The following is a 20,662-nucleotide window of genomic DNA, read 5'->3' on the forward strand; positions in this document are numbered from 1 at the left end:
TAATTGTGGCAGCGTTAACGAATTGCGGTGGAGGACAAGGCGGCGCACGCTCCCTTTGTTCCTCTCGCGCCCGGCTAGGGTACGGAGCGACACACGCTCAACCCCATGACTCACACGCTCCTCGTCGCGGGAACAGCGAGCCACGTCGGAAAAACGACTGTCGTGGCAGGGCTTTGTCGCCTGTTCGCATCCCTCGACACCCCTGTCGCTCCGTACAAAGCCCAAAACATGTCGAACAATGCCCGTGTAGTCCCGACACCGTCGGGAGAGACGGGAGAGATCGGCGTTTCTCAGTATATTCAAGCGCGCGCAGGCGACGTACACCCGACGACTGACGTGAATCCCGTGTTGTTAAAGCCACGCGGAGACGGTGATTCGCAGGTAGTGATCAACGGACAGGCAGTCGGTCATTATGAGGCGCGCGAGTATTACGCCGAGCACTGGGACCGTGCTCGTTCGATGGCACGAGCGTCGTGGGAACGGTTGGCTGAAGAGTACGAGTACGTTATCGCGGAAGGAGCGGGATCGATCGCGGAGATCAACCTCCATCACCGTGATCTCGCGAACGTCGAAACCGCTCGGTTCGCGGACGCCGACATCCTGCTCGTCGGGGATATCGAACGCGGTGGCGTCTTCGGAAGTCTCCTCGGAACGCTGTCGCTGTTGCCCGACGATCTTCGAGCACGTGTCGTTGGCTGTCTTATCACGAAGTTCCGTGGGGATCGCTCGCTGCTCACCCCCGGTATCGAAGCGTTCGAACGACGAACGGGAGTTCCCGTTCTCGGCGTGCTTCCCTACGACGATCCGGGGCTTCCCGAGGAGGACAGCGTGGCCTTACCCCCAGAAACCGAGCGCGCTACGATCGGGGGTGACGACGGCGTCCCGGAGACGGAATCGGTCACGATCGCCGTTCCCCGCCTCCCACGGATCTCGAACTTCACCGACCTTACACCGTTAGAGCGCACACCGGGCGTTCGGGTGATGTACCTTCCGCTCTCGGCGGGCAAACAGCTCACAGATGCCGACGCGGTCGTCGTTCCGGGGACCAAAAATACAGTCGATGACTGTCTCGCGCTCCGGTCGAACGGGTTCGACGCGTCGCTGCGCGCGTTCGATGGGCCGATCGTCGGGATTTGTGGCGGATATCAGCTACTCGGCGAGCGGCTCACGAACGCCGCGGTCGAAGCGACCGGTTCCGTCGACGTGGTCGAAGGTGTCGGGGTGCTTCCCACCGAAACACGCTTTTCGACCGAGAAACACGTCGAGCCAGTGAGTCGGACGATCCACGGCTGTGGCCCGCTCGACGGAGCCACCGGGACTGTCACCGGGTACGAGATCCACATGGGAGAGACGAAGCTGCTTTCCCCCGTCGATCAGCCGTTCGACGGAACAGGAGCAGCGACCGATCGGGTGCTTGGAACGTACGTGCACGGACTGTTCGAGAACCGGCCGGTACGGGAGGCGTTTCTCGACAGCGTGTTCGCCCACGCCGGACTCGTTCGGCCCGAAGCCGATGAATCGGCGAGAAGAGTAGATCTGGAGGCGGCTTACGACCGGGCAGCAGATCTCATCCGCGAGCACGTCGATCTCGAACCGCTCGGCCTTCCTACCTGAGGGTGGAACGGCAGTGTGTTAACGACTACAGATACGCACCGTCCCAGTCGTCCGGTCGGTGGACGTTTCCACATTCCGTACATTTGATCCGATCCAGCTCATCGGCCGCTTCGACTGCCGAACCACAGTTCGAACAGTAGAAGCCGTACTGTTCGTCGTAGGTATCGTCGTTGTACACCGGATGGAAGGGTGCAGCATCGCCCGGGATCGTGTCGTCTGCGACGAATCGTTCGTCGCCCTCTGCGTCGATCGTCGAAGGCACATTCTGAGGTTCGGCTGGATCCGTCTCCTCCGCCTCTTTGGCGGTCGGTGCGTAGATGTGCTCTCGCCAGTCATCGCCACCGAATTCGGTGTCTTGCTGGTCGATTCGTTCGTAGCCGAATCGTTCGGCAAAGCTGTCGCCCTCGGAGTTGCTGGCGAGAATTCGAACGTGTACAGCGGTCGCTCCTCGATCGTGGAGCGTTTCGCGCATCCATTCGAACAGCTCCGTCCCCGCTTTCTGCCCGCGCTCTTCGGGATGAACGTGGAGCCACCGCAGTTCCCCCGTATCGTCCGCGAGGGTCCCCTCCGCAAACCCGACGACGGAGTCATCGGTCTCGGCAACGCCGATCACGCTCTCATCGAGTCGATCCTCTATGGTTTCTACACCGAACCATTCCTCAATGATGACGTCGATTGCGGTGGGACTGACCGCGTACGACGCCTGTATCGACTGGCGCGCGATATCGTAAATCCTCGTGGCGTCTGCCTCGGTTGCGTTGCGGACGTTCATAGTGAATGTTGGGTGGTAACGGGAATAAAACGTGAACTCGGTCTGGCTCTCGATGGTTACTCCTCTCTGTCGTAGGACGTGACGCGTCCCCACGTCGATTTTTTGCCCCACAGTCCGGATCGAAGACACTCACACTCGACGATCTGGGAGTTGTCGATGAACATGTTCACGTTCGGGCCGAAGTTTTTGATGTACCATTCGAACATCTCGGGACCGGGCGCTTCGAACACGCAGTTTTCGAGTCCTAGTTCGGTGGCGATCTGATAGGCGACATCGGTCCGCCAATCGGTCACGTTCTCAGTGATGCCTTCGGCTTCGACCATCAGCTTGTACGCGCCTGCATCGAGGTGACGACGCCCTTCTTCGATCGCCAGCGCGGGATCCTGCTGGGTCTCTTCTAACAGCTCTTCCTCGCTAGACGCACCGCCAGCACCGAACTGAACGTTGATCTCAGGTTTGGCCTTCAGTCCGTGATCGACGACCAGTTCGGTGAGTGCGACCACGTCGTCGACGTCGATGGCGAGGAAACCCGAGGAGATTTCCACGATGTCAAAGCCTAGCTCCCCTGCTTTCGCAACATAGTCTTCGACATGGGCGTTGTCCGCGACGAGTACGTGCTCGATAAACCCACCTGTCGAGACTTCGACGTCGAACTCGTGGCACGTTTCGATCAGCTCGACCACCGCCTCTTCGGGCATCAACGCGAACGACCCACCAGAGAACTTGTAGATGTCCACGTAGTGCCCCATCGTTTCGAGAATGTCGCGTAGTTCGCGCGGTCCCATCGGATCGTAGTAGGGACCACGGATCTCCGTGATGCCTTTCTCCCGGGGCTTGTCAGGACGGTCGTTCACCCGGAGAAATTCGAACGCTCGGTTGTCTACTGGCATGCCAGCAGTAGACACAGTTCCCATCCACTTATCGGTTAACCGGGAGTACGCAAGCAAGAAACCTCCTCTGCATAACTCGAACGAAATCGTCTTGGCAAACACAAGCCACAAACGATCCGAAGCCGCTCGACGTTGTTGGACGACGAGAACGGAGACGTGTTCGATGTGGCACTCAGCGAGAACCACAGTGATCCCCGGCGAACGTCCGACAACGTGATCCTGGATCCCATCGACGAGAACCCGATCACTCTCATAGAATCACTGAATTATCCACATGTGTGACACATACCGACCCCGTTAGGGAGGTAGGTACAGGTACTCACTTTCTGATCGTGAACAGTGTGGTTGTCATCGAACTGTTCGTCGTACGCGTCCTTGTCAACGTCAACCTCAGTGTCGATTGCGACCGACATACATGATACATTATGGGATAATGTATTAAACCTTCTGCTATATTTGCATGATGCAAAAATAATAAATATATTGATTTTCGGCTATGATAGGGTAAAATCAGAGGACGAGAAATAGATTGGACTCGACCACTACGACCAAATTTTACCCCAGTGGCAGGGCAGCTTTCCTTTTTCTCTGTAAATTTTACCAGAACATTTAATAATAAGGGATAGGATTGGAGGATATGTTAGTATATATTGACATAGTAAGAGGACATCGCACGAGTCAGCAAGAGCACAGGCAGCAAGAGCACAGGCAGCACGGTACCGATTTCGATGGAAGAGACCGATAAGCATGGTGGAACATCTTTCATCCGAGGACCGGCGGACGATCGCTGGACGGGCCCGCACGATACACGAACGATTGAACGGACCCTCGAACGAGCCGGGAGGAGAGCCACCGATCGACCCCGACGAGATCGTGGCGGAGTGGACCGAACTGTTTCCAGACGAGGAGTCGTTTACCGAGCGCCTCGAACACGAGGGACTCACCGAAGCGGCTGTATACGAGCAGCTGTCGGCGACTCGGTGGCCAGAAGAGACACCGACTCCGGAGTGGATCGACGAACTCGAATCGCTCATCGATCACATCAAACAGTTCGATCCCGACGGTCGACGCGCTATTTCCAGTGAGATCCCGTTCGTGGATCTGTTGATCGCAGTTGCTGACTACGGCTGGGCACAACTCGCCGATGAGATTCGACCACCAAACGGGGTACCGAAGCTGGAAGAATGGCTGCTCGCCCGTCTCGGGCGGCTCTGCGTTCGAGCCCTGTACGTCGAGTTCAAAGCCTTCATCGAGTATCACGATCCGGAACTCGCGGCAACCGATCCCGAGGACGTTGCCGAGCCGGGGACAGCGTACTACGATCGGTTCATCGAGGCGATGTTTGACGACGGGTTTCGGAAACTCTGTCTCGAATATCCGGTTCTTGCCCGGTTTATCGTTCGGCAGATCGAGCAGTGGGTGACGACCGTTACGGCGATCTGTCGACGGCTTCGAGCCGATCGTGGGATGCTCGACGACCGCTTTGCGATCGATGGTGAGATAACGGCCATCGATCCGTTGGCCGATGATGCACACGCAGGGGGTCAAGTCCCCGTTCGCGTCTCGTTCGAATCCGGGTCGGTCATTTACAAGCCACGATCGGTCGACGCTGGACGTCTCCTGTACACTGTTCTCGACCGACTCGGTTCACACCTCTCAACCCTCGAAATGACCGCACCCACATATCTATCACGCGATGGATATGGGTGGATGGAAACGATCGACTACCGTGAACCGTCGGACACAGCCGCTGTTGACAGCTATTACAAACGTGTCGGGATGTTACTCTGTGTGGCATACGTTCTCGATCTCCCAGATTGTCAGTTCGAAAATCTGATGGTGAGTGGCGATCAGCCGACGATCGTCGACGCGGAGACGATTTTCCACCCCTACATCGATCCCGTTGCGGCCGCTTACACGACAGAGGTTGACGCAGCCATCTCGGACTCGATCCTCCGTACAGGGCTACTACCGTGGGCAATCGGTGATATCGGCGATGAGGACAACGATCTCAAAAAACCACTTTTGGCCGCAGGCGTTGGGAGTAGCAGCGAGACGATAGAAGTATCGGAGATATCGAAACCGACCGTTACGGCAGTCAATACGGACGTAATGACGATAACGGGCGAAGCGCCAACCGTCGATCGGACCACGAACACGCTGAGCAAAGACGGCACGGACCACCCTCCAGAAGAGCACATCGACACGATCGTCGATGGATTTCAGCGGACGTACGACGTGATCCGGGAACTCCACGAGAACGGACGATTCCGTTCGGAGATCGTCGATCCGGAGCTGATCGCTGGGGTCGAAAACCGACTTGTCTTTCGATCGACAGACATCTACTATTCGATCCTCCGCTTGAGCGTTGCACGAGATCCGCTCCGGGATGGAGGACGTCTCTCAGTCGAGTTCGAGCGACTTGCGGCATGGTTTTTCAACGACCGGATCGAATCCGATCGGTATTGGGGGCTGTACGACGCCGAACGTCGGTCGCTTCGCCAGCGGGATGTGCCCCGGTTCACCGGCCGGCCCGGTGGGACGGCGTTGTATCACGACGGAACACCCACGGGTCTCGATGCCGATCTGTCGGGGTATGAGCGGTGTCAACAGCGGCTCGATGCCATGGGTAGCGCCGACCTACAAACACAAACGTGGCTCATCCGACGGTGTATCGACGATTCGTTCCCGGCACGAGAGACCCCGTCATCTCCCCTCGAGTTGACCGACGAACGGCTTCAAGAAGAAGCGATCAGATACGGCGATCAGGTGATCGATGCGGCGATGGAAACGACGGTCGGTCACAGATGGGTATCATTTATCGGCGGGGAACTGCCACAGCTCTGTGTCTCACCAGCAGACAACACGCTGTACGATGGACGGGGCGGAATTGGACTCGCTGCAGCGGCGATATACGATCGCACCGGTCACGATCGATTCCGCGATGTGGCGATCGAGGCGTTGGATTTAGTTGCCGCAGATCACGGTGAATCGCCGACGGAGTTCGGCGGGATCAAGGGAACCGGCTCAATCGTGTACACGCTTTCGGTCGCTGCCAGTCTCCTCGATCGGCCGGAATACCGGGATCGTGCTGCGGAGTACGCTCGTGCCATGACGAGCACACAACTGGAAGGTCGACCGTTCGATCTGGTCGATGGAACTGCGGGAATGTTACTCGCGCTGCTTGCCCACTACGAACGGTACGGGGGGACTGCGATCCGTGATCGAGCGATCGACTGTGGACAACGACTCCTCGATGGGCGCGTTTCGGTCGACGGCCATCGCGTGTGGACGACAAACGACGGTGATGCGATGGCCGGGTTTGCCCATGGCGTCAGCGGGATCGCATACGCCCTTGCACGGCTGGCTGCAGTGGTCGGCGACGACCGCTATGGGAGTGCAGCACGCGAGGCACTCGCGTACGAATCAACGCTGTATGTTCCCAAGCGATCGAACTACGCGATCTCCTCCGAACCGGACCGATTTCAAGACCAGTGGTGTCACGGGCGGACTGGCTGTGCGCTTGCTCGACTCGGTATCGGCGTGCAACTCGGAGACGACGAGCTGGTTACAGAGGCAAACGAACTGTTATCGGCGACCGTCGAGGCCGAGTTCAGCCAGTACGATCAGCTCTGCTGTGGCAATCTCGGACGGACGGTAACACTACTGGAGGCGGCACGTCACACCGACCGAGCCGAGACCGATGCACGCGTCATCGCTGGTCAGTGTCTTGCACGCGAACAACAGACAGGAGCATTGTCGATGTTAGGAAACGGCGAACCAGTTCACAATCCGACCTTTTTCCACGGGAGTAGCGGGGCTGCCTACACCATACTTCGGCTCCGTGATCCCGAGGCGCTCCCGTGTGTGCTACTACTCGAATAGAAACATGACTGAACAACTAAAAATCATCTTCGAAGTCGCTTCCGCCGCTGGTGAAGAACGGCTGATACGGGAGTACATCTCTCCCGCGTTCTCCCGGCTGGAACAGCGCGATGATGCCCACTGGCCGATGTTTAATCGGTACGCCCAAGATCCCTCCGTCGAGACGGGCGAAGTAGTACTGATCGTTTTCGGAGCTGTCGAATCGATCGTCGGTGACGAACGCCCCCGATGGATCGATCTCGTCGACGATGGTGTACTACTCGACTGGCAATTAGAAACGACAGGTGTCGAGACCGATACGCTCGACGAACAGGAACGGTTCCGGTACCGTCTACGAACCGCAGCAAGCCGAATGAGTCTCGAATTTTTCGGGACGTTCGATCCGCTCCCTGAATCCGTTCATGAACTCGACACCGAGGGACGATCGATCGGCTGGGAGCTGTGTCTTCATCATATCATCAATCAACTCGGATACCAAGCAAACTGCGGTGAAGAGGAGATCGATCTCCTCTTCCGAGGGCTGGTCAGCCGGTTGTACGCGATGGCGATCGCGCCGGAATATGGCCCCGAGTTCGCAGAGAATAAAATCGAAGAGCTGACAACAGAACTCGAATCACTGCCGCCGGAGCTACAGCGGTTTCAGGACGCCCACCAGCCGTGAGTCAGTATGTGGATGGTCGATACGTCGCCCACAAGGGCCATCACGATACGTCCAACAACCGGGTGAGATCGTCCACGTCGTGTTCGTCGAGCGTACGCACGGTGTCGATGATCTCCTGCTGGCGAGATCGGTCGTACCGATCGTCGGTCATGGTGGTGAATTTGTCTTCGATCTGGTTCCACGACATGGGGTTGTTCGGATGGCCGCTGAAATCATCCGTTTCGGCCCGGTGCGTGGTGCCATCATCGAATTCTACGGTGACTCGGGCAGGCATCTCCCCGCGCTCGAAGCGCTCTGTGAACTCCTCGTCTTCCTCGACCGTCACGGTTCGCAACAGCGTTTGGACGTCGTCACGGTTGATTCGCTCGGGATCGTAGGCGTCGTTGGTCAGCTGCCGATCGATGAGCGCTGCGGCGAGCATGTACGGCAGCGAGTGGTCGGCTTGGGCTTTCGATTCGACCTCATAGCGCGAACCTTCACCGCCGCCAATGATGAGCTTCGCGCCAGCGAACGTGTCGAGGTGGATTGACTCGACCGTTTCCGGGTCGATGTCGTGGATCTCAGCGAGTTCGATGATCGCTTCGACGGCGGATTGAGCGTACGTTTCCGCCACGTAGCGTTTGGTCATGGTGTCGAAGACGCGTTCGCAGTTCGAGTCGAGAGATACGTCGAATTCGCCGCTAATGATCTGCTTCCACCCCTTTTGGCCCTCGAACAGGTTCGTCGGACCCTCCATCCCGTGATCCGCGAGCATCACCGAATACACCGCGTTCCGAGCGGCGTTCGCGCTGGCGATCCCTTTCCATTCGTTGATGCCGCCGGTTCTGGTGACCCGAAGCGCGTTGTGTGCAGTACCAGCGATTCCGATGGCGTTGCGCAGCTGTTCCCGGTCGAGACCGCGAACCACGCCCGCACCCGTGGCCGCCGACACCACCGTGTGGGTCACATGGTCGTAGCCACGGTCCCGGACAGGGGCGTTCCACGCCAGTTCGCCCTGCACCTCGTAGGCAACACCGATGCCCGCGAGCAGTTCACGGCCGGTTCGATCGCCAGCTTCGGCGCACGCGATCACGCTCCCGATGTTGTCGCTGGGATGGGGTGTTTCTCCCGGCGCGAGAAACGAATCCATGTAATCGAGATACCGAGTGAGCGCGGTGTTGTACATCGCGGCCCCGACCGGGGAGGCAGTACGGTCACTTCCCCACAGCCGGCACGGCCCATCCGATTCCAGTTCGGTGCAGGTCGCCCGCACGCTGTCGGTTGCGTCGGCCCCCAACGCACCAACCGCGATCCCGATCGAATCGAGCACGCGCTTTTTCAGCTCCTCGCACACGTCTTCAGACAGCTCCTCGTAGCTGACTGACAACGCAAAATCAGCGAGTTCCGCGGTTGTCGTCATACACGATACGTCTCTTGGGTGTCGGATAAGCCCGTGGCCGGCATACTCACAGGTGGCTCTGAGCCGGGGCCGACAACCGAACAGTATCAAACACCCTCAGTCCGAAATCGCTTGCACGCCACATCAACCGGGAGTGCATCGAAATCGTCGTCCGCGCCGATGACGAGCGTCGCGTTCTGTTCATGAGCAAGCGCGACAGCGGTGGCATCAGCGATCGAAAGGCTTCCATCGGCTTTGATTTCACCTGTGAGCCGCCAATCAGCCGACTCGATAGCGAGTCCACGCCGGTTGAGAGCACGAATATCCCGGTCGGCCAGCCGGAGCGAGTCCGTTGTCGGTGTCTCCTCGGCCGTGCCCTCAAAGCGAGCAACGAGATAAAAGACCTCGCTCGCATTCGTCTCACTAAGTACACCCTCCCCGTTCCCAGTAAAGACGGTATCGAGAAGGGAGGAGATCGTTTCGTGACCAGGTTCCTTGTACAAGTATGCGATGATCGCTTCGGTGTCGAAGACGTAGCTCGTACTCATTCGTCCCCAGAAGGATGCAATCGCTCGGCCCGCTCCTCTTCGTGGCGTTGTTCTTCGTCGGTTATCTCACGCACCCGATCGAGGACATCACCGGAGGAATGATCACTGGCGTGAATACCGTGAAGATCGTTGGGCGTTGGAACTGGCTCAAGGATGATGCGATTGCCCTCCTCGTAGACGAACACCTCGCCCGGCGTCTCGATTCCGAACTTTTCCCGCAATGGCTTTGGAATCGTCGCCTGCCCTTTTTGGGATACTCGTACAACAGTTGGATCGTTTGTATTACAGGCCATCCATAGTTGTATCTAAAGACGCTATCATTACTAAACGTTCCGCCACCCACCACGCTTCAACGGCTCTTGCGGATACCAATAGTAACGACAGCGAATATTTGACAAGCGATCCGAAGTCACGTCCCGTGTTGCCAGCTACTCACGTACTCCTGTTGCTCCTCGGTGAGCTCGTCGATGGTGATGTTTTCGGCGTCGAGTTTGATGCTGGCGACCTCTCGGTCGAGCACGTCGGGCACCTCGTGAACGCCGTCTTCGTAGCCGTGGTTGGCGACGGCCCGCGAGCCGTTAGCGCGTCCGAACCGATCCCGGATCGCCGTCAACAGCCGGTCTGGAAGCCCGGTTTCGTGTGCACCGACGAGTTCTCGGACACAAACCGCTTGCACACCGAAACTCTGATCCATCACCTCGGCCGGATGACCGAGCGCGCGGGGACCAGCGAGATTGACGAGCCGACCCTCCGCGAGCACGTTCAACCGGCGGCCGTCCGGTAGCTCGTACTCCTGAACCCCATCTCGGACTTCGGTTACCGAGGTGGACAGCTCGGAAAGATCCTCGAGGTTCACTTCCACGTCGAAATGGCCCGCATTGGCGAGCACGACGCCGTCACTCATCCGTTCGAAGTGCTCGCGCGTGATGACGTCCGTGTTGCCTGTTGCAGTGAGGAACACGTCGCCTTTGGGTGCAGCGTCACGCATCGACATGACGTCGTATCCTTCCATGTGCGCTTCGAGTGCGCGGCGAGGATCGACCTCACAGACGATGACGTGTGCGTTCTGTCCCGAAGCTTTTTTGGCAACTCCTCGGCCACAGTCGCCGTATCCCGCGACGACGACGGTTTTCCCGGCAAACGAGAGGTTAGTAGTCATGGCGATGTTCGCCAGCGAGGACTCTCCTGTGCCGTGAACGTTGTCGAACAGCCGTTTCATCGGCGTGTCGTTCACCGCGAACACTGGATAGTCGAGCGCGCCATCCTCATCCATCGCGCGCAGCCGATTGACACCCGTCGTCGTCTCCTCACAACCACCGATGATTCCATCGATCAGTTCCGGATGCTCCTCATGGATGCGGAACACCAGATCGCCGCCGTCGTCGACGGTGATCGTTGGTTCGATGTCGATGACGGCCTCGATGGCTGCATAATAGTCCTCCTCGGGGAGATCGCGTTTCGCGTAGGAAGTAATGTTTTGTTGGGCATCAAGCGCGGCACTCACGTCGTCGTGGGTCGACAGCGGGTTACACCCCGTGATGGCGATCTCCGCACCGCCCGCAGCGAGCGTTTCGACGAGTACGGCCGTTTTTGCCTCGACGTGCATCGCCATCCCGATGCGCTGGTCCTCGAAGGGCTGGGAGGCTTCGAACTCCTCTCGAAGCGTCGAACAGATGGGCATGTGCTGACTCGCCCAGTCGATCTTCTGGCGTCCGGACTCGACGGCCGCTTCGTGATCGTCGAGCTGCTCGGTGATTCGGGAATACGTCGCGCTCATTGGTGGGCGTTGACTGAGCGGTGGGAAAACGGTATCGAAGCGTGGATAAGCACAGCTCGGTTTATGGGATAGTCGAGATCTCAGTACACCCACTCACGTTCGAGTACAACAAAATGGGGACGGAGGGATTTGAACTGGAACCAGACGGTCCTGCTCGCTGCGCTGTGCGGGCTGCGACTGGTAGGGTTCAAACCCTCCTCAGATCTCAGTACACCCACTCACGTTCGAGTACAACAAAATGGGGACGGAGGGATTTGAACCCCCGATCGACTGATATCTCCGGTTTCGCCTCGGTACTCCAGAGGGTCGTCATCGCGGGCGGTGATCAGCCCCCCGCTCGGTATATCAGTTCTGGAGTGTCGTCACCGGCCTTCGGCCGGTTGCTTGCGGAACGTTGTTCCGCTCTATCACCGGACTACGTCCGATTGCTTGAGGCACGGAGTGCCTCTCTGTCACCGGGCGTGTGACCTCTGGAGTCAGTCGCCATGCCTGGCTTGGCCACGTCCCCGTACCCCCAAGAAAGGCCATCTTCCCTAAAGCGGTTTCGGTTCAGTAGGTGAGCGTTCGATCTCGGCTCGAACGTCGTCACTCCCGGTCGGTCGCTTTCCAATCGCAGTCCTGGCATTTGTAGCCAGTCACGAACTCCATCACAGACGGCATGTATCCAACCGAAACGACGGGACCGCCACAGTCCGGGCACTCCCGGTCAGTATCCGAAATGGATTCGGCATCCATCACTGAGTCGTCCTCGATGCGTTCGGCGAGCGATTCCGGTGTCACCATCCGTCCTTGCACGACGCGGTTTTCTTTCTTGGTCATACCAACAGTGTTCGAACCACTGAAACTAAACCGTGTTCGTCTCACCGCCGATCGCATGCACCGAAGAACGGAACCCAAATAAATCACCAGCCATCCAAGCCCGTATCCTCATGCGAGTCGCTCACAGAGCACGCCCATGACGAACTGGTTTCCATCGCGCGAATGGCTAGCAGCCTACCGGGATCGACTGAACGAAAACGAAACGTACGAGGAACAAAGCGAAGGATGGGGTGTCGATTTCGACGGCGGCTTCGTCTTCGAGATCACTGAACTCCCGGTCGCGGAGACCACCATCGGTGAGTTGCCACCGGAGCTGTCGGATGCGTTCCGTGAGCGGCTCGAATCCGTCTCCGAATCCCGGATCGAGGAACTCATCGAGGCGGCACCTCACGAACTCACCGAACGGATGAGCGACGTGACGACCGATAGCCAACGAGAGCGATTCGTGACCGCGTTGTTCGAGACCGAAATCGAGAATGCACCGACCGTAACGTGGCCCGACCTCAATACGGAGATGCCCGACGATCTCGAAAATCTCCTCGATCAGCTGGAACGGTACGTCCATGAGGATACTGTGTATGCCTCGCTCGACCTCCACGATGGCGAGTGCCGCACAGCAGAAGTGCTCGAAACGCCTCCCGAGGGGGGTACCGGGTTCGTCCTCACCGCTCCATACAGCAAGTGGACCGAACTCATCGAAGGAGCAGATGTGATCGAGGCGGTCATGTCACAGGATATGAATCTCGACGGGGATATCACCAGCGTCATTATTTATCCCGAAGCCGCACAGGAGATGGGCGACACCGCCGGCAGAATGGAAACGACGTTCCTGTTTTGAAAATATTTGGAAAATGAATTGTTATTTGAGAAACCGATTCCCTCGATATGGTATCTAATGTTTTTCTAAATTAATAATAGAAGTGCATCCATAACAGTTTAAATTACCCCGTATGCGCGGCCGAACCCTGATACGGATTTGACGACGAATAGTGGAGTGTATGTCACAGGTGCTCCAATCACAATACTCGGGCCAACGGGTGGACACCGGGAGCAAGTGGTACACACTGTTTCAGAAGGGGGTCGAACTTGGGACGTGGAACGTCGAAAAGCTGTTCGAGGAGATCGGGTTCGAACAAGATCGAGAATCCTGGCAACGGTTGTCTCAAAACGAGCGAGATCAGATTCGGTATTTGATTTCGGGATTTTTAGACGGTGAGCGCGAGGTCGCGGGCGACGCAGCGACGAACCTCCAGCGCATCATGGGCGCGCCGTGTTTGGATGGAAACACGGAAAAGGAGATGTACATGACGATGCTCACGCTGACCGAGCACAAACACACCCAGTTTCTCGACGTGTACATGCAGGAGGTGATGGACGACCGAGACAATTACAACGATCTCGATCCCCGTCGTGGCGCGCGGATTCCGGTCGTGCAGGCGACGGGACTCGGAGAGGTGTTCGAACATCAAGGTCTGTTGACGGCAAAAGCCGCGAACACTCTAGATCCCGTGGACATCGCCAAGGCCGCGACGAACTACCACCTGAACGTAGAGGGGATCCTCGCCCGTGTGGGGGCAAGCGCGATCAGTCGGTTCCCCGAACGGGCCGATTTCCCGCTGTTGAACTACGCGTTCAAGTTTGTCAGCACGGATGAGGGACGCCACATCACCCACGGGATCGAACTGCTAAAAGAACTCATCGAGAAAGAGGAGGCTGGCGACCCACAGTTCCAAGGGGTAAAACAAGGTATCATCGAAACGCTGTACCAAGACGTGCCGTACATGGCCGATTTCGGCTACATGTTCACCGACGCACTAGACGATCCGCTCGAACTCGATTTCAACGAGGTGTTGATGCGCGGAGGAAACCTCATCGACGGCATGTACAACGAGACGCTCGGACTCGACGTCGACTACATGGAGGTTCTCAACGTGGTCCGCGACCGATATCTGGAGATCAACGAGTGGGATATCAAACAGCGGGTCCACGAACAGGAACAGCATTACCAACGAAAGCGCGGCGTCGCCGCCGACGGGGGGATCTGAGATGGCACTCGACAGGGAGCTCAGGGAGCTCGCTCGCGGCGCGGAGTTCACTGCGACCGACGAGGAGGTCGATCAGGCGATCGAGGACGCTGCCGAGGAGTTGGGCGAACCTCCCGAGCAAGTCCGTGAGAACGTCGCATACATCATGGATTCGACGTTCGAAGAGGAAGGCGTGAGCACCTCGTTCAACGAGATGGTGAGCGGTACGAGCCTCGAGGATGATGTTTCGAGCACCGGCGACCCGCGCCTCGAAGCGCTCGAAATGTACAAGCTCCGACAGCGGATCTAACGAAACGTGAGCACCGACTACGAGGTCACCTTCGAGTTCGAGGGGGACACGACCACAGTGACGGTTCCAGACGACGAGTACATCCTCGACGCGGGTCACGAGGCGGGTCTCGATCTTCCCTTTTCCTGTCGTAACGGGAACTGTACGAGCTGTGTCGGAAAGCTGCTCGATGGCGATGTCGACCAGAGTGACGGACTGGCGCTCGAAGCCGACCAGAAAGAAGACGGGTATGCCCTACTGTGTAGTTCATACCCTCGTTCAGACTGTCACATCGAAGCCGGTGACGGTGTCCAACAGGAACTGCTCGGTCTCGATATGTTATGAGTCAGGGCCGTTAGATCCGGATGATTACTCGGTGGTTCCCGTAAGCGCGGTGAGTCCCTGTCCGCCGACGTACACACGTCCGCCAGCGACGGCACTCAGTTCCCGACCGTAGCCAGCGACCGGGAGGGGGTGTTTCCACACGGTGGATCCGTCGGTCGGATCGATCGCTGCTCCGCCGACGTACAGGAGATCACCAACCCGTGCCACGCCATCGGTTGGGACGCGCTTTGTGTCGGGCTGGTCGATCGCTGCCCGCCAGCGCTCGCTGCCGTCCGCTCGATCAAGCGCGATGACGTCGTCGTCGATCGCCCCCAGCTGGAGATACACCCGTTCGTCGTCGACCGTCCCGATTCCCGTCGAGTAGCGAGCATCCGGTGCGTATGCGGTACGCCAGTGTTCGTTACCGGTCGCTGCGTCGAGTGCGATGAACGTCACCCCCGGATCGGCCGTCTCGGCAACGAACAACGTTCCGTCCGAAACGAGTGGCGCGGCAGCAGGCTGGAACTGTACCTGTGGGAGTGCCGTCCAGACGGTACTCCCGGTCTCTAGATCGAGCGTTCGGACACCGCTCGCTGTCGGCACGTACACACGGTTCTCAGAGACCGGGAGCGATCCCGAGTACATCTCCTCGATCCACGTCTGCCAGCGCAGGGTGCCATCGAGACCGAGAGCGGTGACCATCCGACTACTGCCGTACCCCTCACCTTGGGGCATCGTCGTCAGAACGGTGTCGTCAGTGACCGTCGGCGAAGCAAACGCTCGAGAGGAAGCCCCGCCGGTATCAATTCGCCAACGGCGCTCACCCGTGTCCGCATCGACCGCGATGAACGCCGTGTCGTACGTTCCGCCATCGTAGGGACCGAACCAAACGTTTGCGTAGACGGTGCCGTCGACCACGGCCGGGGAACCGACATCGGGTATCAGCGGCTCGCCGGGATCGTCGATATCCGGAAGGTCCGGCTCGAACGACCACTGAACAGTACCGTCCTGTGTGTTCAGTGCAACGAGAGTCTTTCCACCGACGTACACCGTTTGGTCGACGACCGCCACACCGTCGTGAATGCGATCGTGAGACACCGTCCACGCCTCTTGGATATCACCGGTAGGACCCGCGCCAGCCGGGAGACGAGCCGATTGGCCCGCATCGGCCTTGAACTGCGACCACACGCCCTCCGAATGCTGACTCGAAGCCGCTGTCACCCGATCCGATCCGTACCCGACGACACCGAACCCAACCGAGCCGACGACAACACTCTTGAGAAACGAACGACGACCGGACATCGGTACTCGCTCTTTCATTTCAAATACAAAAAAGATAGTACATTACAAATGTTTTCTGGCCATTTCAGGCACGGAAAGACAGATCGAAGATGAAAGGGTTCGTGCCGAACCACGAACGGCTCTGTGCTGTGTCCGTTAGACGGTTAAGAAAAAACGAGCCAACCAGCCAGACCAATCGGTGACCCAGAGGGACAAATGAGACGACACTGGTGTACGGTCTGACGATAACGGCTGGGACGCCGCTGGTCTGTACGAAACCCGTGGTTGAATCGGTGACCACGGGTATGTGACAACGCTGGTCGGACTATGCCAGATGGGACGCCGGGGGATTGCTTCGATTGGATGAAACCTTCACGTCACGTTGTGGTATATCCGACGTCCACATGATATTCAGTGCCACACAGGTATGAGTCTTGTGCCCCATAAGTTCATATGCAGAATTAGACATATTTTATATCCACCACAATTGTATTCACGTGTTAGGAGATAGAATTCAATGTAAGGTTGCTCGAAATAACTGAGATCGCGATTATAGGATCACTACCATCACAGCTACGGTCTGTTGTGGATGTCGGCAGTCATCTCCATCGGAACTGGACGGTTAGAAGAGAAAAGAAGGATTGAAAAGGCGTGTACATGGGAAACGTGAGGCGTTACGTTGCTGTGTTGCCAACTCTACTGGATCGGGGAGCAGTACACGGTATCGTGATCCCGAGGTTCCAGTTGAAATGCAGGGAAAGAAATGAACTAACTCTGATACGTCGACACCAGTCTATCATCACGCCATGTGTATGTCGTGTGAATAGGTAACACTGATTTATCGCGCCAGACCATAGTCGTCGTATGATAGTTGTTGAATTCCGAATGAATTCACCGATCCTTCAGGAGAGCCTCACTCACGCCCCTGAGATGACTATCAGTTATGAAGAGATGTACCAAACTGACGAAGGGATTCTGTTCCTGTTTTGGGCAACAGAAGGCGATTTGACGGCGTTTGAAGACGGTCTCGATGCTGACCCAACCGTGGCGAATCCGACGCAGCTGGCTGAAACCCAGACGCGACGGTTGTATCGAGTGACGTTTACTGAATACGGAGAGAACGTTGCTACCTACCCGACTTGGCCTGAATTGAATATTACTGTGCTCGATGCAACAACAGCGACAACGCACGAGGGATGGATCCTCCGGATGCAGATGTCCAGCCGAGAGACGCTTCAACGGTTCCGGGAGATATGTGCGGAGAACGACCTCGAATTTTGCCTCAAGACGGTGTATAAGGCGAGGGAAAACGCCACCGAGGCCGACACTCAGCTCACGAGCAGCCAACGAGAAGCGTTGATCGCTGCGCGTGAGCTTGGCTACTTCCAAGTTCCACGACGGGTCCCCTTGGCAACTGTTGCGGACCATTGTGGAATCTCTTCACAGGCGCTCTCAGAACGGCTCCGCAGAGGAACAGCCACATTGATTGATACAGCATTGTGAGCGGAGCTGACTTAAATGGGTGAATATTCACGCAGCGGATAGATTGCTGGTAGAGCAAGTACAGAGTACCATGAAAAAGCGTTATGAAAACGACTTCGACTCATTCGATCCTCACTGCAAGATACAGGCTGATCGGCGTCGGCACTGTGCGCTTCATTGTCTGCACCAATTCGATGTCCCGCTGGCACTAGCCGACTTGGCCGAGGAAGTTGCCGTCCGAGAGCACGATACGCCTATTACTGAGATTTCTGCCGAGGAGGTGAAGCGAATTTACATGTCCCTCTATCACGACCACATCCCGAAGCTAAAAGATGCGAGCGTTGTGCATTACGATCAGGAACGGGACGTTGTGGCACTGTCGGAAAATAGGGCGCAGTTGGCACAACACCTACAATCGTTAACATACAACGGCTCGATAACCTAGTTCGTGCTGACGACCTTGATCACGTCACCCTCAGAAAGCTCGTGGTCGTCGCTCACGCGGCGGCCGTCCCGTGCGTCAACCGCGTGAAGATAGCCATCACCGATGTCGGAGTGGACGGCGTACGCGAGATCTACCGGCGTAGCGCCCTGTGGGAGGAGCACAGCGTCTGGAAGGACCGTATCCTGTCCGTCGGTCCAGTTGGTCTCGTTTTGGACGGGATAGACGGTGATGTAGTCGAGATGGTCGTACACGGCCGTGTTTAGCGCGCGTTGGACGCCCGTCCCGTCCCAATCGTTCATGACTGATCGAATGCGTTCGAGCCCCTCCTGTTGTTCGGCAGTGAGATCCCCGACGACAGCAAAGTCGGGATTACCGGGTTCGTACTCGATAGCACCTGCGTCGCTGGCTTGTCGGAGGGCTAGCTCGCCCTCTGCCGTCGTGGGAACGACATCGCTCGCTACGTCCCGGAGTCGGTCGATAGCCTCAGTGTCCGCGATGTCGGCTTTGTTTCCGACGACGAGGATCGGTTTCGTGCGCGCTCGAAGCTCGCGAGCGAGTCGTTCGCGGTCCTCGTCGGTCCATGACCGAGGATCATCAGGATACGTCACGTTTCGGAGGGTGGCCGCAACCGATGGCTCGCTCGCACCGAAGCCGGTCAACAGCTCCGTGAGCGCGTCCTCGAGGTTGAAATCAGGGGACCGAGACTGTCGTTCGACGGTTTCCCAGTTCCGATCGACGATCCCTGCCAGCCAGAGATCCATCTCCTCCCGAACGAAATCCACGTCTCGAACGGGATCGTACGCGCCGACTTCGACGGGTTCGCCTTCGGCGTTCGTTCCGCCACTGGCGTCAACGACGTTGAGGACGGCATCGGCGTTCGAGAGCGCGTCTAGAAACTGGTTGCCGAGACCACGTCCTTCGTGTGCGCCGGGGACCAACCCGGCCACATCGAGCAGTTCCACTGGCACGAAACGGATCCCGTTGTGGCAGTTCTCGCTATCACACCGTTGTTCGCGGTCGAGACACGGGCAATCGGTGCGGACATGAGTGACGCCGCGGTTGGCATCGATCGTCGTGAACGGATAGTTCCCGATCTCGACGTCGGCCAGCGTCGCCGCACGGAAAAAGGTCGATTTTCCCGCATTGGGCTTTCCGGCAAGCGCGAGCGAAAGAGAGCCGGCGGTCATACGCCTACAGGGTGACCGAGCGGAGTGTGCCTTTCGGTTCGGCTACCGTCCCGTGGCTGAACAGGCCTCTATCCCTACGCGGGATCAAGCTCGGGAACATCAACGTCGACCAGCGGCTCGTTCGTGATCGACATTTCACCGCTGGCGCGGATCGAGCCGTCGATGTGGGCGTTTTCGTGGAGGTCGAGATCGCCACAGCTCACATCGCCCCGTATCTCCGCCCCTTCGGCGACGGTGACCGTCCCATGGCGGGTGGTCACGTCGCCGTGGATGCAGGTGCCTTTCCCGATCGTGATACACCGTTTCGTTCGGAGGCTTCCGAACACCTCGTTGTTTGCACCGATATCGAGCGCCGTCGCACGGATGTTGCCGTGTAATCGACAGTCGTCCCCGATCTCGCCGCGGGTCGAAACGCGCCACGTATCATCGTTCACGCGCGATCCCTTCGGAATGACGAGCGGATCCGGTGCGTCCTCGTCTTCGCTCAGTAGCTCGGAGGCAACCGTTTGGGCGGCATCCTCCTCTCCGATCCGGAGCAAATGAGAGAGATAGATGAACAGAAAGACGATCGAGGGCATCGGATTCCGGATGACGATCCATCCGCTGGCTTCGAATCCCTCTTCGATAGTCACTTCATCACCGATGTCGAGATCGCCGGACACCATCAACTGGCCGCCGACGTAGGCCCGTTCGCCGATGTAGGCGTCGGCTCCGACCAGGACGTTGCCCTGAATCTCACACCACATGTCGAGTCGACAGTCCGCTCTGGACTCGATCGATCCACCAAAGACGGTGCGCTCACCGGCGATAACAGTTCGTCCTCGCACCCCGAACTCGACCGTGCTCTGTCCACCGATGATCACGTCGCCATCGGCCACGAGGTCGCGTTCCTCGACCGTCGTTCCATCGGGAATGACGAGCCGGTCAAGCGCTTCGCCGCGAATCGACACGTCGTACCGTTACCACGACGGGGCTATAATCTCTTGGGACCGTCTGACGCGTGGCAGACGAGAGTGACGCGAGCGGCGAGATTTTTATTTCGCCACGAATAATCCATCGTATGACCGTTCTTTCGTTCGACGAGCACGGCGTCGATGTCGTCTATCAGGGAACCGAGTTTCGGCTCGAACGCCAACTCATCGAGGACGCGACCGAAAAGTCGTATCCGAACGTCACCGATCACGAGGTGTTGAAGATCATCGAGGAAAACCCAGCGCTAGAGGGTGAGCCTCGCCGGATCCAGGACATCATTCGATGAGATAGCTGATCGAGGACACGATAGAGGC

Annotated in this window: 21 protein-coding genes and 1 tRNA gene; 10 read left to right on the forward strand and 12 right to left on the reverse strand. The window is 57.9% G+C overall.

Annotated features, from left to right (window positions below):
* Nucleotides 1-105 precede the first annotated feature (105 nt).
* Nucleotides 106-1,614, forward strand: coding sequence for a cobyric acid synthase (locus MW046_RS07425; protein ID WP_247992498.1), 1,509 nt, complete (start codon nt 106-108; stop codon nt 1,612-1,614).
* Between the two features lie 25 nt (nt 1,615-1,639).
* On the opposite strand, the gene MW046_RS07430 is transcribed toward MW046_RS07425, so the two are convergent.
* From MW046_RS07430 to MW046_RS07440, 3 genes are all read right to left on the reverse strand, one after another.
* The gene (locus MW046_RS07430; protein ID WP_247992499.1) at nt 1,640-2,386 is read right to left on the reverse strand and encodes a GNAT family N-acetyltransferase; all 747 of its coding nucleotides are present in this window, start codon (nt 2,384-2,386) and stop codon (nt 1,640-1,642) included.
* Nucleotides 2,387-2,442: 56 nt separating this feature from the next.
* Nucleotides 2,443-3,276, reverse strand: coding sequence for a phosphosulfolactate synthase (locus MW046_RS07435; protein ID WP_247992500.1), 834 nt, complete (start codon nt 3,274-3,276; stop codon nt 2,443-2,445).
* 266 nt (nt 3,277-3,542) lie between these two features.
* The gene (locus tag MW046_RS07440) at nt 3,543-3,689 is read right to left on the reverse strand and encodes a hypothetical protein (RefSeq protein WP_247992501.1); all 147 of its coding nucleotides are present in this window, start codon (nt 3,687-3,689) and stop codon (nt 3,543-3,545) included.
* 334 nt (nt 3,690-4,023) lie between these two features.
* Between MW046_RS07440 and MW046_RS07445 the strand changes: the two genes are divergently transcribed.
* Together MW046_RS07445 and MW046_RS07450 are read left to right on the forward strand one after the other, a co-directional pair.
* Nucleotides 4,024-7,161 carry a type 2 lanthipeptide synthetase LanM family protein gene (locus tag MW046_RS07445; RefSeq protein WP_368411313.1) on the forward strand — a complete coding sequence of 1,046 codons (3,138 nt, stop codon included), beginning with the start codon at nt 4,024-4,026 and terminating at the stop codon, nt 7,159-7,161.
* A gap of 4 nt (nt 7,162-7,165) precedes the next feature.
* Nucleotides 7,166-7,822: a hypothetical protein gene (locus tag MW046_RS07450; protein WP_247992503.1), complete on the forward strand. Its 657-nt coding sequence runs from the start codon at nt 7,166-7,168 to the stop codon at nt 7,820-7,822.
* Nucleotides 7,823-7,862: 40 nt separating this feature from the next.
* On the opposite strand, the gene MW046_RS07455 is transcribed toward MW046_RS07450, so the two are convergent.
* From MW046_RS07455 to MW046_RS07480, 6 genes are all read right to left on the reverse strand, one after another.
* Nucleotides 7,863-9,221 (reverse strand): MmgE/PrpD family protein, encoded by a 1,359-nt coding sequence (locus MW046_RS07455; RefSeq protein WP_247992504.1) that lies wholly within the window; start codon nt 9,219-9,221, stop codon nt 7,863-7,865.
* An 86-nt stretch (nt 9,222-9,307) separates the two neighbouring features.
* Nucleotides 9,308-9,748, reverse strand: a complete 441-nt coding sequence (locus tag MW046_RS07460; protein ID WP_247992505.1) for a PIN domain-containing protein — start codon at nt 9,746-9,748, stop codon at nt 9,308-9,310.
* Nucleotides 9,745-10,041 (reverse strand): AbrB/MazE/SpoVT family DNA-binding domain-containing protein, encoded by a 297-nt coding sequence (locus MW046_RS07465; RefSeq protein WP_247992506.1) that lies wholly within the window; start codon nt 10,039-10,041, stop codon nt 9,745-9,747. Before MW046_RS07465 ends, MW046_RS07460 begins: the two co-directional genes overlap by 4 nt.
* Before the next feature lie 116 nt (nt 10,042-10,157).
* A complete protein-coding gene (locus tag MW046_RS07470) occupies nt 10,158-11,525 on the reverse strand; it encodes an adenosylhomocysteinase (protein ID WP_247992507.1) in 1,368 nt (455 codons plus the stop codon).
* A gap of 239 nt (nt 11,526-11,764) precedes the next feature.
* Nucleotides 11,765-12,033, reverse strand: a tRNA-Trp gene (locus tag MW046_RS07475).
* A 77-nt stretch (nt 12,034-12,110) separates the two neighbouring features.
* On the reverse strand, nt 12,111-12,344 hold the full coding sequence (locus MW046_RS07480; RefSeq protein ID WP_247992508.1) for a DUF5795 family protein: 234 nt from the start codon (nt 12,342-12,344) through the stop codon (nt 12,111-12,113).
* A gap of 136 nt (nt 12,345-12,480) precedes the next feature.
* Between MW046_RS07480 and MW046_RS07485 the strand changes: the two genes are divergently transcribed.
* The 4 genes from MW046_RS07485 (at nt 12,481) to MW046_RS07500 (ending at nt 15,002) form a co-directional block, all read left to right on the forward strand.
* A complete protein-coding gene (locus MW046_RS07485) occupies nt 12,481-13,182 on the forward strand; it encodes a hypothetical protein (protein ID WP_247992509.1) in 702 nt (233 codons plus the stop codon).
* 160 nt (nt 13,183-13,342) lie between these two features.
* Complete coding sequence (locus tag MW046_RS07490) at nt 13,343-14,389, forward strand: ferritin family protein (protein ID WP_247992510.1); 1,047 nt, start codon at nt 13,343-13,345, stop codon at nt 14,387-14,389.
* Between the two features lies 1 nt (nt 14,390).
* Nucleotides 14,391-14,678 (forward strand): hypothetical protein, encoded by a 288-nt coding sequence (locus MW046_RS07495; protein ID WP_247992511.1) that lies wholly within the window; start codon nt 14,391-14,393, stop codon nt 14,676-14,678.
* Between the two features lie 6 nt (nt 14,679-14,684).
* Nucleotides 14,685-15,002, forward strand: a complete 318-nt coding sequence (locus MW046_RS07500) for a 2Fe-2S iron-sulfur cluster-binding protein (protein WP_247992512.1) — start codon at nt 14,685-14,687, stop codon at nt 15,000-15,002.
* A 24-nt stretch (nt 15,003-15,026) separates the two neighbouring features.
* On the opposite strand, the gene MW046_RS07505 is transcribed toward MW046_RS07500, so the two are convergent.
* On the reverse strand, nt 15,027-16,301 hold the full coding sequence (locus MW046_RS07505; protein ID WP_247992513.1) for an outer membrane protein assembly factor BamB family protein: 1,275 nt from the start codon (nt 16,299-16,301) through the stop codon (nt 15,027-15,029).
* 825 nt (nt 16,302-17,126) lie between these two features.
* Between MW046_RS07505 and MW046_RS07510 the strand changes: the two genes are divergently transcribed.
* Both MW046_RS07510 and MW046_RS19715 read left to right on the forward strand, forming a co-directional pair.
* Entirely contained in the window at nt 17,127-17,765 is a 639-nt protein-coding gene (locus MW046_RS07510) for a helix-turn-helix domain-containing protein (protein WP_247992514.1), read from the forward strand.
* A 70-nt stretch (nt 17,766-17,835) separates the two neighbouring features.
* On the forward strand, nt 17,836-18,189 hold the full coding sequence (locus MW046_RS19715; protein ID WP_438268169.1) for a DUF7344 domain-containing protein: 354 nt from the start codon (nt 17,836-17,838) through the stop codon (nt 18,187-18,189).
* Here the strand turns inward: MW046_RS19715 and MW046_RS07515 are convergent.
* On the reverse strand, nt 18,186-19,376 hold the full coding sequence (locus tag MW046_RS07515; RefSeq protein WP_247992515.1) for a redox-regulated ATPase YchF: 1,191 nt from the start codon (nt 19,374-19,376) through the stop codon (nt 18,186-18,188). The genes MW046_RS19715 and MW046_RS07515 overlap by 4 nt on opposite strands.
* Before the next feature lie 74 nt (nt 19,377-19,450).
* Nucleotides 19,451-20,326: a polymer-forming cytoskeletal protein gene (locus tag MW046_RS07520; protein WP_368411314.1), complete on the reverse strand. Its 876-nt coding sequence runs from the start codon at nt 20,324-20,326 to the stop codon at nt 19,451-19,453.
* A gap of 110 nt (nt 20,327-20,436) precedes the next feature.
* Here MW046_RS07520 and MW046_RS07525 point away from each other — a divergent pair, with 110 nt between their 5' ends.
* Nucleotides 20,437-20,634: a DUF5800 family protein gene (locus tag MW046_RS07525; RefSeq protein ID WP_247992516.1), complete on the forward strand. Its 198-nt coding sequence runs from the start codon at nt 20,437-20,439 to the stop codon at nt 20,632-20,634.
* Nucleotides 20,635-20,662 lie beyond the last annotated feature (28 nt).

Source organism: Halocatena salina, assembly GCF_023115355.1.
Classification (GTDB): Archaea; Halobacteriota; Halobacteria; order Halobacteriales; family Haloarculaceae; genus Halocatena; species Halocatena salina.

What these genes read in the sequence shown, in the direction of transcription:
- MW046_RS07425 (WP_247992498.1), top strand. Translation starts at nt 106, where the DNA reads ATGACTCACACGCTCCTCGTCGCGGGAACAGCGAGCCACGTCGGAAAA.
- MW046_RS07430 (WP_247992499.1), bottom strand. Translation starts at nt 2,386, where the DNA reads ATGAACGTCCGCAACGCAACCGAGGCAGACGCCACGAGGATTTACGAT.
- MW046_RS07435 (WP_247992500.1), bottom strand. Translation starts at nt 3,276, where the DNA reads ATGCCAGTAGACAACCGAGCGTTCGAATTTCTCCGGGTGAACGACCGT.
- MW046_RS07440 (WP_247992501.1), bottom strand. Translation starts at nt 3,689, where the DNA reads ATGTCGGTCGCAATCGACACTGAGGTTGACGTTGACAAGGACGCGTAC.
- MW046_RS07445 (WP_368411313.1), top strand. Translation starts at nt 4,024, where the DNA reads ATGGTGGAACATCTTTCATCCGAGGACCGGCGGACGATCGCTGGACGG.
- MW046_RS07450 (WP_247992503.1), top strand. Translation starts at nt 7,166, where the DNA reads ATGACTGAACAACTAAAAATCATCTTCGAAGTCGCTTCCGCCGCTGGT.
- MW046_RS07455 (WP_247992504.1), bottom strand. Translation starts at nt 9,221, where the DNA reads ATGACGACAACCGCGGAACTCGCTGATTTTGCGTTGTCAGTCAGCTAC.
- MW046_RS07460 (WP_247992505.1), bottom strand. Translation starts at nt 9,748, where the DNA reads ATGAGTACGAGCTACGTCTTCGACACCGAAGCGATCATCGCATACTTG.
- MW046_RS07465 (WP_247992506.1), bottom strand. Translation starts at nt 10,041, where the DNA reads ATGGCCTGTAATACAAACGATCCAACTGTTGTACGAGTATCCCAAAAA.
- MW046_RS07470 (WP_247992507.1), bottom strand. Translation starts at nt 11,525, where the DNA reads ATGAGCGCGACGTATTCCCGAATCACCGAGCAGCTCGACGATCACGAA.
- MW046_RS07480 (WP_247992508.1), bottom strand. Translation starts at nt 12,344, where the DNA reads ATGACCAAGAAAGAAAACCGCGTCGTGCAAGGACGGATGGTGACACCG.
- MW046_RS07485 (WP_247992509.1), top strand. Translation starts at nt 12,481, where the DNA reads ATGACGAACTGGTTTCCATCGCGCGAATGGCTAGCAGCCTACCGGGAT.
- MW046_RS07490 (WP_247992510.1), top strand. Translation starts at nt 13,343, where the DNA reads ATGTCACAGGTGCTCCAATCACAATACTCGGGCCAACGGGTGGACACC.
- MW046_RS07495 (WP_247992511.1), top strand. Translation starts at nt 14,391, where the DNA reads ATGGCACTCGACAGGGAGCTCAGGGAGCTCGCTCGCGGCGCGGAGTTC.
- MW046_RS07505 (WP_247992513.1), bottom strand. Translation starts at nt 16,301, where the DNA reads ATGAAAGAGCGAGTACCGATGTCCGGTCGTCGTTCGTTTCTCAAGAGT.
- MW046_RS07510 (WP_247992514.1), top strand. Translation starts at nt 17,127, where the DNA reads ATGATAGTTGTTGAATTCCGAATGAATTCACCGATCCTTCAGGAGAGC.
- MW046_RS19715 (WP_438268169.1), top strand. Translation starts at nt 17,836, where the DNA reads ATGAAAAAGCGTTATGAAAACGACTTCGACTCATTCGATCCTCACTGC.
- MW046_RS07515 (WP_247992515.1), bottom strand. Translation starts at nt 19,376, where the DNA reads ATGACCGCCGGCTCTCTTTCGCTCGCGCTTGCCGGAAAGCCCAATGCG.
- MW046_RS07525 (WP_247992516.1), top strand. Translation starts at nt 20,437, where the DNA reads ATGACCGTTCTTTCGTTCGACGAGCACGGCGTCGATGTCGTCTATCAG.